The following is a 14,514-nucleotide window of genomic DNA, read 5'->3' on the forward strand; positions in this document are numbered from 1 at the left end:
AAAAGACCCCTCGGGGTCTTTTTTTATATTCTTAATCTTAAGTTGAACTAGACTGTTCGCTGCAGCTGCTCTTTTTAAAATAGAACTTATAAATTAAAAATCCGCATACAGCCACTACCGCTGCAATTAGAATATAAGTTTGTGCATCTGAGATAAAAGACTGAATGGACTTAAAGTTTCCGATTTGTCCTAGCCAAAGCATGGCAATATTCAAAGGAAAGATACCAAGAAATGTGAGCAGAGCAAACGGCATAGGTTTTACTTTAGATAGCCCTGAAAGGTAAGAAATGTAGTTGCCGAGCCCTAAAGGACGAGCAATCGCAATACTCCATAATCCGCATTTTTTAAACCATTTTTGCGATTTCTCAAATGCTTTTTTCTTTTTTGATAATTTTTTCTTTACCTTATCTTCTAATTTATAGCCTATCCCATACGGTATAAAGCTAAAAGCTGTATAAACGGCGCTTCCTGCAAGAGCGATTAATAATAATTTCACTATGTGCATGTTTAATAAGTATCCGTAGGTAAGGGTGAGAAGAGAACCAGGAAATGGCAGGGAGGAAGCCTCAATGGCCAGTCCGCTTAAAAGTCCCCAAATTCCAAATTGTTTCAGTAAGTCTGTTATGAAGTGTAGCATAAGATCGCCTCTTTTTCTGTGTCATAACATTCAAATACCCATCTATATGTTCGGAAAAACTTATAAGAGAAAAGAAAATAAAGGAAGAGCGCGGGATATAACAGAAAAAAACTTAGCTTGTACAAGGAAAAAAGAAGGAAGTATATTTTATAGCTTCTACTCAAAGTGAAATTATAGGAAAAAAATAATTGAGTGTGAATTCTTAAATAAACTACGACTTTTATTCATAGTTTTGATTCCTTTTATTCATTTTACTTATAAAACTAACGGGTGTAAACTTGTTGTGTTGTGAAATAATCCATTATGTATATGTATTAAAAGGAAAGGAGGTTACCGTGTGGTTATTATTGTAGGATTGTTATTGTTGATGTTTTTTGCTTATCTAGGATGGTCTATTATCTGGGTGGCACCTGTTGTCGCTACGTTTGTTGCTTATTTTAGCGGTTTAAAAGTACTGCCTACTTATACAGATGTGTATATGGGAGGGTTTGTAGATTTCGCTGCAAAATGGTTCCCCATCTTTTTATTAGGAGCCGTCTTTGGAAAGCTAATGGAAGATACAGGCGCAGCTAAGTCGCTAGCGCAGCGCATTGCTAAATTGTTTGGAAGTAAAAGAGCCATTTTAGGGGTGCTGATTGCTTCAGCCATTTTGACATACGGCGGAGTCAGTTTATTCGTTGTTGTCTTTGCGATTTATCCTTTAGCAATCGCATTATTTCGAGAAGCTAACGTATCGCGAAATTTACTGCCAGCAACCATTGCACTCGGAGCATTTACATTTACAATGACAGCGATTCCAGGTACGCCTCAAATTCAAAATCTGATTCCGACTGCTACATTTAAAACCAATGCAATGTCCGGTTCGATTATTGGAATTGTCTCAGGTCTTATTATGGCAGTGGGAGGCTATTTATGGTTAGCTTATCGCGATAAAAAATTAAAAGCTAAAAATCAAGGGTTTACTGAGCCTAATGAATCATCGGTTGCCGCAAGTGAAGAGCAGGACTCGATGAATGTAATGTTAGCTATTTTACCGCTGATTATCGTTGTCGTGACATTAAACGTTTTAAAATGGGAGCCTATCGTATCATTATTAATTGGTATTTTTTCTATTTTACTTATTAATTTCAAACACTATAAGACGTTTATTTCTTCTATAAATGAAGGAGCAAAAGGATCCGTAATGGCTGTTATTAACACGAGTGCAGCAGTAGGCTTTGGCTCGGTTATTACAGCAGTTCCAGAGTTTAAAGATGTCACGCACGTACTACTAAACATTTCGAGTAATCCGCTCGTTTCAGAAGCGTTAAGCGTTCAAGTGCTAGCGATGATCACGGGTTCAGCATCCGGTGGTATGGGTATTGCGCTTCAAGCATTAGGAGATACGTGGTATCACTTGTCTCAAACGACGAATTTAAGCGCCGATGCGCTTCACCGTATTGCAAGCGTTGCGTCAGGTGCATCTATTTTACCGCATAACGGTGCGTTGTTAACGCTATTAGCTGTAACTGGTCTTCGGCATAAAGAAACGTATAAAGACGTATTTGTTGTTGCATTTATCATCCCGACAATCGCTTTATTTGCAGGAGTCGCATTAGCGGCAGCCGGCATTATTTAAAAACAGGAGGAGAATACACATGGTTGAAAATCAAGTAATTGTAATCACAGGAGCAGCAAGAGGAATTGGATTTGAAATAGGTAAACGATTCGCTGAAAACGGCGGGAAAATTGTGTTATCTGATATTGATCAAACTGCCGTAGAAGCTGCAGCACAAAATCTTCGTGAAGCTGGATTCGAAGCACTTGGTGTCAAAGCGGATGTAACAAAAGAAGAAGAAATCAAACATTTAATTGAAACAGCAAACGCACATTTTGGAGCGGTTCATACGTTCATTAACAACGCTGGTTTGCAGCACGTTTCTCCAATCGAAGAGTTTCCAACTGAAAAGTATGAGTTAATGATTAAAATTATGCTAACAGCTCCATTTATGGCGATTAAGCACGCGTTTCCGATCATGAAAAAACAAGGGTTCGGACGTATTATTAACGTTTCTTCTATCAACGGTTTAATCGGTTTTGCAGGCAAAGCAGCTTATAACAGTGCCAAACACGGTGTAATTGGGCTAACAAAAGTAGCTGCTCTTGAAGGTGCAGCACACGGTATTACGGTTAATGCACTTTGTCCTGGTTATGTGGATACACCACTAGTGAGAGGTCAGTTAGATGGTTTAGCTAAAACAAGAAACGTACCATTAGAAAGCGTTCTTGAAGAAGTTATTTATCCTTTAGTCCCTCAAAAAAGATTACTAGACGTGAGCGAAATTGCTGACTACGCTATCTTCTTAGCGAGTGATAAAGCAAAAGGTGTAACTGGTCAAGCGGTAGTAATGGACGGCGGATATACAGCTCAATAAAAATAGAACAAATCATTAAAAGCATAAATGAGTCCAACGGGCTCATTTATGCTTTTTTAGGTTATATCTATTCTATTGAGTTAATCAACGTTAAAATATAACTAGGCGATACATAAAAAAAGCCTCATATGCTATTTCTACTGTCAAGATAAATAGATAAATAGTAGGATAAAAAAGCGTACAGATTAGAAAGGATGATACATATGGTGCAAACAGTAAATGAATTAATTAAACATTCGGTTTTCTATTTCTTTAACGAAATCTCAGCTATTCCTAGAGAATCTGGAAATGAAAAAGAAATTAGTAACTATTTAGTTTCTTTTGCAAAAGAAAGAAGCCTTGAGGTTATCCAAGACGAAGCTTTAAATGTAATCATTAAAAAGCCGGCAACTAAAGGATATGAACATGCTCCAGCCATCATTTTGCAAGGACATATGGACATGGTATGCGAGTTAAATAAAGGAACTGTCCATGACTTTGAAAAAGATCCGCTTCAACTGCGAATTGTTGAAGATATGCTTTATGCAAATGGTACTACGCTAGGAGCTGATAACGGGATTGCCGTTGCATATGCACTAGCTTTACTAGATGCTCAAAATATAGCGCACCCCTCTCTTGAAGTAGTCATTACCACTGAAGAAGAAACGACTATGGGCGGAGCCATTGCTGTAAATCCATCTTATTTTGAAGGAAAAATCTTTATTAACATTGATACAGAAGAGGACGGAAAGCTCCTTGTCAGCAGCGCAGGCGGGGTAAAAGGCGTGCTTCGTATTCCTATAAACTGGGAGTCGTCTTCCAATAACTCAGAAACATATAGCTTAAGCATCGGAGGACTGCGCGGCGGACATTCCGGAATGGAAATTGACAAAGAAAGAGGAAATGCGAATAAACTGCTAGGGAGAGTTTTATATGATTTACAACAAGAACTTCCCTATTCTTTAAGCAGCATTAGCGGAGGATTAAAATCAAATGCAATTCCCCGTGAATCAGAAGCAATTCTATCAGTTGAGCCTTCTGAGGTAGGAAAGCTAGAAAATAAGATTCGTGAGTGGAACGAAATAGTAAAAAATGAATTACAAGCGGCTGATCCGAGCGTATATGTAAAAATAAACAAATTTTCTTCCGTTGAGAAATGTTTTACAAGAGAAACGACAGAACGAATTGTACAAGCTATTATGCTAACACCAAACGGCGTTCAAAGCATGAGTATGAATATTGAAGGATTAGTAGAATCTTCTACCAACTTAGGTGTGATCACGACGACAGAATCTGAGGTTGTTTTTCAAAATGAAATTCGCAGCTCAGTAAAAAGCTTAAAAGAAAAAATAGTAAGTCAAGTGCGCATACTTGCTCAGGTAGTCGGGGGAAGAGTTGAAACAAAAGGTAATTATCCTGAATGGGCGTACAATGGAGATTCAAAAATTCGCGAATTATGTAAAAAGGTTTACAAAGAAAAGTATGGTGAAGAGGCGGAGATCATCGCCATCCATGCTGGAATTGAATGCGGTATTTTCTTAGAAAAAATCCCTGGATTAGATGCCATTTCGCTCGGACCCGATATGTACGACGTTCATACACCTGATGAACACCTGAGCATTCCGTCTACTATTAAGACATGGGAATACTTATTAGCAGTATTAAAAGAGGCAAATAAGATATAAAGTTATCAGCATCCCTATAATCTTAAAAAGAGAGCTTCTGTAAAGGAGCTCTTTTTCATTCGTCATTTATCAGATAATAAATAGGGTTCCATCAACGCGTCAGGCAATTGAGAACATTTATGTAAGCGTTTTACAAATAAAGGTTTTAAAACGGTCCTAAAAGAGGTAAACAATTATTAAAACGATAGACAAATGAATTCAAAACAAGCTCTGCAACTAATAAATTAGTAGGGAGAGAATGTATATGAATGATAATAGTCTTATCAAAGATCCTTTTTTAGAAAAAGGAGAAATTGAATTTTTAGAATTAAAGAAAGACGAAATACGTTATCTAAAGTTCGATCGGTTTTTAAAAGTCATTAAAGCACTTAATCAACGCAGTGATAAAGGCTACCAGAGTCTTATGCTTTCCGTTGATGGCTTTAAAGGTACTTCAAGAGAATTATATGAGATAGAGGAGTTTCGCAGATATGTAAATTTGTTAATTAATCAAGTTCCTCAAATGTTATTTTATATTCATGATAAAAACAAAATGACTAATCAAATTTTGAAGAGTTTATCAAATAATAGCAGCCAGCCGGCCTCTATAGATCCTAAAAGAGCACGTTTAATGATTGATGCCATACAAGAGCAAGTAGCGAAAACAGAGGATAAAGAGATAAAGGAGAATCTTTCTGAATTCGTATGTAAAATCCAGAGCTTTGTGAATCAGTATTAACAGTTCCCAATAGAAAAGCAGAATCCATATTATAAAAAAGTACGAGAACTTAAAGCTTCTCGTGCTTTTTTTGTTGGGAAAACTGTAGAAAAAGAAAAGGATTATCAACATATATTGATAAATAATAAAAGTAAAGCTTCATATTTGGCAGTGAAATAATCAGGAGGGATGAACATTGAATCATATTGAAATAAGAAGACCAAAAATAGAGGACAGCGCAGAACTCCACGAGCTTTTTAATGAAGTGATCACAGATACCTTTCATAGAGAGGGTCTATCTGACATGGTGAACCATATACAAATAGAAATTGAAAGTAAAGAACAATATTTAAAAAGTGACCTTGATAGCGATGGGAAATGTCGATTCTTTTGGCTCGGAATAGATACGTGCACCAATAAGATTATTGGCTGCATTGAATATGGCCCTGTTAGTGAATTAATTATGGCGTGTACAAAAGGGGACCTGCAAGGATGGATTGAAATCGGCACAGTTTTTGTTCATCCAAAGTACCAAAGAAAAGGGGTAGGAACACTGCTTATACATATTATGCTGCTTACGCTTCAAAGCAGAGAAATTAAAAAAATTTGTTTGGATAGCGGATACAAGAATGCTCAGAAAGTATGGAAAAACATATTTGGAATTCCCGATTACTTAGTAAAAGATTACTGGAGCAAAGGATATCATCACATGATTTGGAAAATAGAAACAGAACGTACACCGATAGTATTTAAGTTCAGTCATAACGGATAATAAGATGTCTTCTAGAAAATAGCCGGTAGAAAGGTACCGGCTATTTTTTACGGATTGAGCTACGATTATTTAAAGATAAAAAAAGACCTCTCTGAAGGTCTTTTTTTATGGACATATAACAATTCTTTTTAAGAGCGAGCAGGATAGTTTATTAGAGAGCTAGAACACATTCATAATACGAACGATTACGGCAACAAGCTGAATATGAGAAAAACATATTCGTATCTTTGAATAATAAAGCTTTTATCACTTATGTGGAGGAGTATGGAAATGTCTATATATGAAATTTGGAATGAAGTGGATCTTTATATGAATGATAAGCTCATACAACCTGACCCTATTCTTGATGAGGTATTGAAGGCAAATCAAGAGGCTGGATTACCTGCCATCGACGTATCGCCTAGTCAAGGAAAGTTTCTGCATTTGTTAGCTTCATTAAAAGGGGCTAAACGCATTTTGGAAATTGGTACTCTTGGAGGGTACAGCACGATTTGGCTAGCCAGAGCTCTTCCGAAAGACGGACAGCTGATTACGCTCGAATTAAGCGCTCAGCATGCAGAAGTAGCACGAGCTAATTTAAAAAGAGCGGGAGTAAGCCACTTAGTAGAAGTCATTGTCGGCCCCGGGCTTGATACATTAGCTGTATTAAAGGATAAGGGAACAGAGCCGTTTGATCTTATCTTTATTGATGCTGACAAGCCGAATAACCCAAATTACTTAAAGTGGGCTCTAGAATTATCGAAACGAGGAAGTACGATTATTTGTGATAATGTTGTTCGTCAAGGGCATGTGGTGAACTCAGAAAGTGAAGATGAAAATGTAAAGGGAATTCGACAATTTATGGATGCTCTGGCTCAAGAAAAACGAATCAGCGCCACGGCTATACAAACCGTTGGAAGCAAAGGCTATGATGGATTCATTGTAGGGATTGTTGAATGATAGAACTCGTGTTACATATAAAGAGGCTGGGACAAAAGTAGTTTTGTTGAAGGGAAATCCGACCGATGAATTCAAATTCTTGATGGAGAATCTCGATTCCTCGGTCGGATTTTTTCATGGTGATAGTGAACGTAAATTTCATGTGTGTAGGTGTAGGTGCTTCTAGCTGTGGATTGATTTCGTTATCTCCCAGCCTCTATTTAATTTGCGTCCAACTTATTTGTTATTTGTTTTGCTGTCAGAAAATTAATCAACTCTCTTACAGCGAATGAACTGTAGCGTTCTTTTAACAGAATAATTCCAAGTTCCCACATCATTTCAGGATCTGCAATAGGTACCGTAATAATATTGGAATCTTTCACTTTGGCATAAAGCGATTCGGGTAAAATAGCAATACCTAGTTCTGCTGCTGTTAATTCAATAATTAAATCCCATTGAGAACTTTTATATGCGATAGAAGGCACAAATCCTGATTTTAAAGCATCTTGAATTAACCGGTCGTGCAGCGTAAATTCTTCACTGAACATAATGAATTTTTCATGCTCCAATTCTTTCATCCAGACGGAAGAACGTTTAGCTAAAGGATGGTTTTTATGGGCGTATAAAAGGAATCTCTCCTTAACGAACGGGTATACGTGAAAATGCTCATCATGACCGCTTGTGAGAGGAAGCATAACAATCCCCATATCTACACCAGCCTCTTCCACAAGGGCTTCAATTTTTTTTGCTCCAAATTCAATAAGCTCTAGAGATACTTTAGGGTATTGTTCATTAAATGCTTTTGCAATCTTCGGGAAAAACAAGGTCCCGATGAGCGGAGGGATTCCCATCTTGATTTGCCCTGTTTGCAAGTTCATTAAATCGCCCAACAAGTGAGGCATGTCTTTTAACACCGACAGCGCTTTAGTTGCCTGATGATACACGACTTCTCCTGCATCGGTTAGCTTTAATTCTCTTGTTGAACGGTCAAGAAGCTCAAATCCTAGTTCATTTTCTACTTTTTTGACGGCTTTACTTAAAGCCGTTTGTGACAAATGAACTTGCAGCGCTGCCTTTGTAAAATTTTTATGATTCGCTACCTCTATAAAGTATTCTAAGTCTCTGATTTCCATGTGAAACTCCATTTCTGCAAACTGCTTATCCTTTTTTTTTACTCTTTATTTTAACCATTAAATTATTTACTGTAAATGCGCTGATTAAAAAAGGGAGCTATCCAACGAATAAAAACGAGGAAAGGAAATGAACTAAAGTTTCTGTCGAAATTGATTTATAAAACCAATAATCTTTTTATAGAGAAACATAGATTTTGCTACTAGCTGATGAGGAATATAAAGATTTTTGCCTGTACGTTCGGGCAAAAATGCAAAACTTATCAAAATAACTGAAAGCCCAAAGGCTGCAGCTGTAATCTCTATCCAAGAAAACACCATATCATTCCTCCTTTTACAAACCTATTAATAGAATATGTAAAAGTTTGAAAGGAGGTTGTACGATAGACCTATAAAGAGCGTCGTCATTAAGCTCTCTCAAAATAAAATGACGTCAAAGAACGCAGGGCCTGTGCCAAACGTTCTTTGACGTCATTTTATTTTCGCTCTTCAGCTTGATGCTCTTGTTTGTTTTGCTCAGTGAGACGTTTTTGATGAGCTTTTGTTTCTGCACTTACGTGATTCGCATCATTCGGTTGATTCTTCTTTGAACCTCCTGCAGCGTTACTCATTAGACGACACCTCCAGTCCGGTTATGAAACATACCTATAGAATGTGCGTATTTACAAACTTTATACACGGCTATCGATATTACTGCACACGAAAAAAGCAAAGGGAGAGTCACTAAGACTGTTCCCTTTGCTTTTTTACTAGGCGACTTTATCGGTGGTGATAATTTTATTAATCCAGTCTTTTCCTTCTGTAAACCTTGTAACAAGCATCGCTGTTACTGTATTTCCCGTACTGTTTAAGAGCGTAGCAGGGGCGTCAATAATTGTGGAAATGACCGCAATGATGGGCAGAACTTCTGGCGAAAATCCGTAAATTGTAATGATTAACATTTCGCCAATCATACCGCCTCCAGGAATTGCTCCCATTACGGCTCCAACTAAAAAGGCTACGCCTAATATGCTCAAAATACTCGTAGCAGACGTCATATCTTTGCCGAACAAACTGAATAAGAAAACAATTTTTAGAATACCACCGATAACAGAACCATCTTTATGGGTGTTTGCTCCTAATGGAATCACTGTTTCAGCAATATCCAGAGGCACACCCATTTTCTTTGTTGCGTCTAAATTGACTGGAATAGATGCCGCGGAAGAACAGGTAGCAATAGCAGTGATAGAAGGAGCAGCTGCATTTTTCCAAAACAGCTTAATTCCTGCTTTACCGCCAGCAATCCATGCGTATAGCGTAAAGAAGCCAAAATAGTAAACGATTGCAATTAATAAATAAAGAATAAATGCTCTGGCATACCCTTGCAAGATCTTTGGTCCAAGTTCTCCTACTACAGTAGCAAAATAGCACCCTAAACCAATTGGAGCATAGTACATGACAATTTTAACGACTTTCATCGATACTTCTTGACCCGAAGTCAGAAATTTCGCCATAGGCTGTCCTTTTTCACCAGCCATCGTGGTAGCAATACCGAAGATAACGGCAAAGACAATTAATTGTAAAATATGCTCTTTCGAAAATAACTGAACAAAATCAGGTACAGTAAATGTACTAACAAGCTGATTTAAAAGCGTCATTTTTTCAGCTGTATTTTCACTGTCACCCATTAATTCTTTAATGGCAGAAGTATCTACGTTGTGCAGCGGATTGTAAAGTGATGCGCCTAAAAAGCCTAGAACGGCTGAAACAGCAGCAGTGGCGACAAACACAACGGCGATACCTAGCATAATTTTACCAAGACGTTTCATTTCGTTCATGTTTGCGATCGCCGAAGCCACACTAAAAAAGACAAGGGGAACGATAATCATGAACATTAAATTAAGAAACAAATCACCAAAGGGCTTTACGACTGCCACATCGGGCCCGATAGCATATCCTGCTATCCCGCCAATTAAAATAGCGAGAAGCAGAATAAGCGATGATCTGTACGTTTTAAATACACTTAAAACCATATAGATTTCCTCCAAACAACAATAGCTTCTTTACTACGCAAGAACAGCTATCATTTGCTCATTGCATACGTAGTAACGACTGGCTTTACATCTTTACGCACCAAATCTTCGTATGTTTCTCGCTCTACAGCAAGACGAGCTTCTCCATTTTTCACAAATACAACAGCAGGGCGCGGAATACGGTTGTAATTGCTAGCCATTGAATAGTTGTAGGCACCTGTAGAGGATACTGCTAGTAAATCTCCTTGATTAACGCGCGGTAAATCGATATCCCAAATAAGCATATCTCCTGATTCACAGCATTTCCCCGCAATTGATACTGTTTCATCTTTTTTATCCGTCACTCTATTAGCCAAGACAGCTTCATGTTTTGCATCGTAAAGAGCAGGACGGATATTATCGGTCATACCGCCATCAATTCCTACGTATTTGCGTACACCTGGAATCTCCTTCGTTGAGCCGATTGTATAAAGCGTTGTACCTGCTTCTCCTACGATGCTTCTTCCAGGCTCAATCCAGACTTCCGGAAGGGTATAATTCTGTTCAGTTAACGTGCGGCTTAGCTTTTCTATCAGTGCATCTACATAATACTCAACTGGAAGTGGAGAGTCGCTTTCGGTATAACGAATACCAAAACCACCACCTACGTTTAAAACTTTTACTTCAAATTCCATTTTATCACGAATACTGAATAAGAAATCAGTTAAAATATCAATGGCGCGAGAAAAACCATCTACTTCAAAAATTTGCGAACCAATATGACAATGAATGCCTAAAAGATCGTAGTAAGGCTTTTCTAATGCAGAACTTACCGCTTTCATAGCCTGGTCATTGGAAAGACCAAATCCAAACTTGGAGTCTTCCTGTCCGGTCATAATATATTCATGTGTGTGGGCTTCAATCCCTGGAGTAACACGCAGAAGAATAGATGCTTTCTGTTTGCGCTCAGCTGCTAAGGCATGTAAAACTTCAAGTTCGGTAAAGTTATCCACAACAAAACAGCCAATATTCGCATCAAGAGCCATTTCAATTTCTTCAATCGTTTTGTTATTTCCGTGAAAATGAATGCGTTCAGCTGGATATCCCGCTTCAAGAGCTGTAAATAATTCGCCTCCTGAGACCACATCTAATGACATATCAAGCTTCGTTAAAAGGCTAGCCATTTCCATACAAAGAAACGCTTTCCCTGCATAGGCGATTTGATATGAAAAGCCGCTTCTTTGAAAGGCTGAATGGAAGGCCTTGCATTTCGTCTCAATTAATTCTTGATCGTAGATGTATAGGGGAGTGCCGTATTGTTTTTTCAGTTCGACCGTATCGCACTGCCCAATTTCTAAATGATTGCTGCTGTTAATTTTACTCGTTCCATGTAAGTACATAATCCGTATCCCTCCATTTAAATCATTCAACTATAACTTTGATGGTCAGTAGAAAAACACAAAAAAGACCCGTGAAGTGATGTTCACGCGTCTTGGTTTCATAATAATAAAGTATTATTACATTCTAGGCATCAACATCTCTTCAATAGCTCTCCACAAACCAAGTGGTTTGTGACAGCTCAGCATTTATTCAATACTGAACCAGTATATGAACACAATGGATGTTTATATACTTCGGCACGAAATCCCTTTTACTTATCTTCACAGACTCCATTAGTCTCCAATAAGTGACTCTTGATTTCATGCACCTCTATTCTCAGAGAGGAAAATTATATTTAAATGTAACTCCTATTATATTTCCTTTTCCTCTGTCTAGTCAATGAAAAGTTAAGGCATAGGAATATCAAAGAAGATAAATAAAAAAGCTATGAAGCTTCCAGATAGAATCCAAGCAGCCAGCGCGGTCTTCTGATGAATGATTAAAAGTGAGAACGTGACAATATTGAAGAGAAAAGAACATAGCAGCGACCATCCATAATGATGAGTGATACTGTGATTAACATAAGCAATGAACTCAATCACAGTAAATAAAAGCGCCCATAAAAGAATCCACCACAGCCGGCCGCTTACATGCAGCGGCAGCCTTCCTAAAAAAACCGGTATAACAAACGGATAAATAATTAAGGTTATTCCAAGAGAAACCATTAGGTGATCGGGTAGAAAAAGATGATCAATACCAACAGGGTGAAATACCCATACGCGGTGATGAAACAGCAGCACTTCATAAAGCAAATTCCCCGTGACCCAAAACAGCAAAGTAGGGTAGTATTCTTGATACCTTCGCCACTTGCCAAATAGTAAACCAAGAATGATAAAAAATAATACAAATGAAGATTGCATACGCTCTCCTTAAAATAATGGTTATTTCTTTTTATTTACATATTATAGTGGTTTTATTCTTTCATTTTTTTATTCAGCACCTATAATAGAAAAGCCGTAAGCCACAGCGTTAAAGACGTACTACCACTATTTATGGCTTTCTTCACCCTGTTATAATCTTGGTAAAAGAACTTCTACCGCTTTTGTTTACGAGACGAAAGGAGCTATATGTCAAAGTCAGCAAGGCTTAAAAATAAGCTTAAAATAGCTTCGCCTAGTATGTGACTTCTTTTTTTGCTATGCTAAAATTGCATACATATAGCATGAGAATACTAGAAGAAAGAAAAGGGTGTTTTGGTATGAAAACATACATCGTAGTTGGAGCTGGGGTACTTGGAGCTTCTACGGCATATCATTTAGCAAAAGCAGGAGCAGATGTGACATTGATAGATCGCAAGGATGCTGGTCAAGCTACTGATGCAGCAGCAGGAATTGTTTGTCCGTGGCTTTCGCAGCGTCGAAATAAAGCATGGTACCGCTTAGCAAAAGGCGGCGCCAAGTACTATCAAACATTAATTCAGCAATTAGAAGAAGATGGAGAAACGGATACGGGATATAAGCGAGTAGGAGCAATTAGTTTACACACTGATGAACAAAAGCTTAAAAAAATGGAAGAACGAGCATATAAGCGTCGGGAAGAAGCCCCCGAAATAGGCGAGATTACACGTTTATCCGCTAAAGAAACACAGGCTTTGTTTCCGGCTCTTTCGGAAGAATACAGTTCAGTTCATATTAGTGGAGCCGCTCGCGTTAACGGAAGAGCTCTTCGAAACGCACTTGTGAATGCAGCGAAGAAAAACGGTGCAAAAATAATAGAAGGAAACGCAGAACTACTTTATGAAAATAATCAAGTAACGGGCGTTGCCGTAAATGGACAAACCCTTCTAGCAAGTACAACAATCGTGACAGCAGGAGCGTGGGCAAATCAATTACTAGAGCCTCTTGGAGTGAAATTTTTAGCAAGCTTTCAAAAAGCGCAAATTGTCCACTTGCATCTTCCTGATTTAGATACAAAAGACTGGCCCGTTGTAATGCCTCCAAGCGACCAATATATTCTTTCGTTTGAACAAGGTCAAATTGTCATAGGAGCAACACATGAAAACGACACGGGTTATGACTTGAGAGTAACGGCTGGGGGGCTTCATGAAATTTTTTCAAAGGCCTTATTAATTGCTCCTGGCTTAACAGAAAGCACAGTCTTAGAAACAAGGGTAGGGTTTCGACCATTTACTCCAGGCTTCTTGCCAGTCATTGGGGCTCTTCCAGCTTACGAAGGAATACTAGTAGCGAATGGTCTCGGAGCTTCAGGCTTAACGTCGGGTCCTTATCTTGGTTCAGAGCTTGCTAAATTAGCACTTGAAATGGAAATGGAAATTGATCTTAGCGATTATGATGTAAGAGGAGCTATTGAGTCCTAAGCAAATAGAATGAATGAAAACAAATAGAAGTTCGCAAACTATAACTACTATATGATGAAAGGAAGTAGATTGTTTGCGAAAGGTTATGATAAGTGCAGCAGCAGCTTTTTTATTTATGAGCGGGACGCCTGTATTAGCGGAAAACAATCCTCAGCCAGAAACAAAAGACGTGCAGCTGACGTCTCAGCAAAAGCAGGAATTATCCGTTCTGTACAAAGAAATGTTCGAAAAAAAGAAAGAAATACTTTCAAAATATGTGGAGTACGGCGTGCTAAGCAAAACGGAGAGTCAAAACATTTCTTCACATATGGAAAATCGCTATCAGCATATGGAGAAAAATGGGTTTGTTCCGAAGCGGCACTGTCATAAAATGCATCATTCAAAGTAATTCCTATTCACATAAAAAAGCGCCTATACAGGCGCTTTTTTTATGTGAATGAATGGAAAATATCTGCTTCTTTATCTAGTAAATTTTAAACGCCTCATGTAAAATTAAGAGAATGAGAACGATTAGGAAAGATGCTAGTGAGGGGT

General features: G+C 38.1%; 15 protein-coding genes and 1 riboswitch. Of the genes, 8 read left to right on the top strand and 7 right to left on the bottom strand.

Annotated elements, in window-relative coordinates:
* Positions 1-37: 37 nt before the first annotated feature.
* On the bottom strand, positions 38-637 hold the full coding sequence (locus MKX72_RS11725; protein ID WP_014460120.1) for a DedA family protein: 600 nt from the start codon (positions 635-637) through the stop codon (positions 38-40).
* Positions 638-974: 337 nt separating this feature from the next.
* Between MKX72_RS11725 and MKX72_RS11730 the strand changes: the two genes are divergently transcribed.
* The 6 genes from MKX72_RS11730 to MKX72_RS11755 all read left to right on the top strand — a co-directional run bounded on the left by MKX72_RS11730 (position 975) and on the right by MKX72_RS11755 (position 7,123).
* Positions 975-2,255: a GntP family permease gene (locus MKX72_RS11730; protein ID WP_014460118.1), complete on the top strand. Its 1,281-nt coding sequence runs from the start codon at positions 975-977 to the stop codon at positions 2,253-2,255.
* A 19-nt stretch (positions 2,256-2,274) separates the two neighbouring features.
* Entirely contained in the window at positions 2,275-3,051 is a 777-nt protein-coding gene (locus MKX72_RS11735) for a 3-hydroxybutyrate dehydrogenase (RefSeq protein ID WP_028413363.1), read from the top strand.
* A 203-nt stretch (positions 3,052-3,254) separates the two neighbouring features.
* A complete protein-coding gene (locus MKX72_RS11740) occupies positions 3,255-4,715 on the top strand; it encodes an aminoacyl-histidine dipeptidase (protein WP_155008117.1) in 1,461 nt (486 codons plus the stop codon).
* 244 nt (positions 4,716-4,959) lie between these two features.
* Positions 4,960-5,433 (top strand): hypothetical protein, encoded by a 474-nt coding sequence (locus MKX72_RS11745; protein ID WP_033578967.1) that lies wholly within the window; start codon positions 4,960-4,962, stop codon positions 5,431-5,433.
* 175 nt (positions 5,434-5,608) lie between these two features.
* The gene (locus MKX72_RS11750) at positions 5,609-6,184 is read left to right on the top strand and encodes a GNAT family N-acetyltransferase (RefSeq protein WP_033578968.1); all 576 of its coding nucleotides are present in this window, start codon (positions 5,609-5,611) and stop codon (positions 6,182-6,184) included.
* A gap of 252 nt (positions 6,185-6,436) precedes the next feature.
* Positions 6,437-7,123: an O-methyltransferase gene (locus tag MKX72_RS11755; RefSeq protein WP_034266120.1), complete on the top strand. Its 687-nt coding sequence runs from the start codon at positions 6,437-6,439 to the stop codon at positions 7,121-7,123.
* Between the two features lie 200 nt (positions 7,124-7,323).
* On the opposite strand, the gene MKX72_RS11760 is transcribed toward MKX72_RS11755, so the two are convergent.
* From MKX72_RS11760 to MKX72_RS11785, 6 genes are all read right to left on the bottom strand, one after another.
* Positions 7,324-8,235: a LysR family transcriptional regulator gene (locus MKX72_RS11760; protein ID WP_028413358.1), complete on the bottom strand. Its 912-nt coding sequence runs from the start codon at positions 8,233-8,235 to the stop codon at positions 7,324-7,326.
* A 132-nt stretch (positions 8,236-8,367) separates the two neighbouring features.
* The gene (locus MKX72_RS11765; protein WP_028413357.1) at positions 8,368-8,553 is read right to left on the bottom strand and encodes a hypothetical protein; all 186 of its coding nucleotides are present in this window, start codon (positions 8,551-8,553) and stop codon (positions 8,368-8,370) included.
* Positions 8,554-8,708: 155 nt separating this feature from the next.
* Positions 8,709-8,843: a hypothetical protein gene (locus MKX72_RS11770; RefSeq protein ID WP_013057043.1), complete on the bottom strand. Its 135-nt coding sequence runs from the start codon at positions 8,841-8,843 to the stop codon at positions 8,709-8,711.
* Between the two features lie 138 nt (positions 8,844-8,981).
* Positions 8,982-10,244, bottom strand: coding sequence for a dicarboxylate/amino acid:cation symporter (locus MKX72_RS11775; RefSeq protein WP_033578970.1), 1,263 nt, complete (start codon positions 10,242-10,244; stop codon positions 8,982-8,984).
* Positions 10,245-10,294: 50 nt separating this feature from the next.
* The gene (lysA, locus tag MKX72_RS11780; RefSeq protein ID WP_033578971.1) at positions 10,295-11,623 is read right to left on the bottom strand and encodes a diaminopimelate decarboxylase; all 1,329 of its coding nucleotides are present in this window, start codon (positions 11,621-11,623) and stop codon (positions 10,295-10,297) included.
* 138 nt (positions 11,624-11,761) lie between these two features.
* Positions 11,762-11,944: riboswitch (Lysine riboswitch) on the bottom strand.
* A 66-nt stretch (positions 11,945-12,010) separates the two neighbouring features.
* Positions 12,011-12,523: a CBO0543 family protein gene (locus MKX72_RS11785; protein ID WP_028413355.1), complete on the bottom strand. Its 513-nt coding sequence runs from the start codon at positions 12,521-12,523 to the stop codon at positions 12,011-12,013.
* Positions 12,524-12,861: 338 nt separating this feature from the next.
* Between MKX72_RS11785 and MKX72_RS11790 the strand changes: the two genes are divergently transcribed.
* Both MKX72_RS11790 and MKX72_RS11795 read left to right on the top strand, forming a co-directional pair.
* Positions 12,862-13,980, top strand: a complete 1,119-nt coding sequence (locus MKX72_RS11790) for an NAD(P)/FAD-dependent oxidoreductase (protein ID WP_033578972.1) — start codon at positions 12,862-12,864, stop codon at positions 13,978-13,980.
* 73 nt (positions 13,981-14,053) lie between these two features.
* Positions 14,054-14,368, top strand: coding sequence for a YckD family protein (locus tag MKX72_RS11795; protein WP_028413353.1), 315 nt, complete (start codon positions 14,054-14,056; stop codon positions 14,366-14,368).
* Positions 14,369-14,514 lie beyond the last annotated feature (146 nt).

The organism is Priestia sp. FSL R5-0597, from assembly GCF_038006305.1.
GTDB classification, from domain to species: domain Bacteria; phylum Bacillota; class Bacilli; order Bacillales; family Bacillaceae_H; genus Priestia; species Priestia zanthoxyli.

Coding starts and splice junctions, on each gene's coding strand:
- MKX72_RS11740 (WP_155008117.1), top strand. CDS start 3,255: ATGGTGCAAACAGTAAATGAATTAATTAAACATTCGGTTTTCTATTTC.
- MKX72_RS11735 (WP_028413363.1), top strand. CDS start 2,275: ATGGTTGAAAATCAAGTAATTGTAATCACAGGAGCAGCAAGAGGAATT.
- lysA (WP_033578971.1), bottom strand. CDS start 11,623: ATGTACTTACATGGAACGAGTAAAATTAACAGCAGCAATCATTTAGAA.
- MKX72_RS11745 (WP_033578967.1), top strand. CDS start 4,960: ATGAATGATAATAGTCTTATCAAAGATCCTTTTTTAGAAAAAGGAGAA.
- MKX72_RS11755 (WP_034266120.1), top strand. CDS start 6,437: ATGTGGAGGAGTATGGAAATGTCTATATATGAAATTTGGAATGAAGTG.
- MKX72_RS11770 (WP_013057043.1), bottom strand. CDS start 8,843: ATGAGTAACGCTGCAGGAGGTTCAAAGAAGAATCAACCGAATGATGCG.
- MKX72_RS11775 (WP_033578970.1), bottom strand. CDS start 10,244: ATGGTTTTAAGTGTATTTAAAACGTACAGATCATCGCTTATTCTGCTT.
- MKX72_RS11765 (WP_028413357.1), bottom strand. CDS start 8,553: ATGGTGTTTTCTTGGATAGAGATTACAGCTGCAGCCTTTGGGCTTTCA.
- MKX72_RS11790 (WP_033578972.1), top strand. CDS start 12,862: ATGAAAACATACATCGTAGTTGGAGCTGGGGTACTTGGAGCTTCTACG.
- MKX72_RS11725 (WP_014460120.1), bottom strand. CDS start 637: ATGCTACACTTCATAACAGACTTACTGAAACAATTTGGAATTTGGGGA.
- MKX72_RS11785 (WP_028413355.1), bottom strand. CDS start 12,523: ATGCAATCTTCATTTGTATTATTTTTTATCATTCTTGGTTTACTATTT.
- MKX72_RS11760 (WP_028413358.1), bottom strand. CDS start 8,235: ATGGAAATCAGAGACTTAGAATACTTTATAGAGGTAGCGAATCATAAA.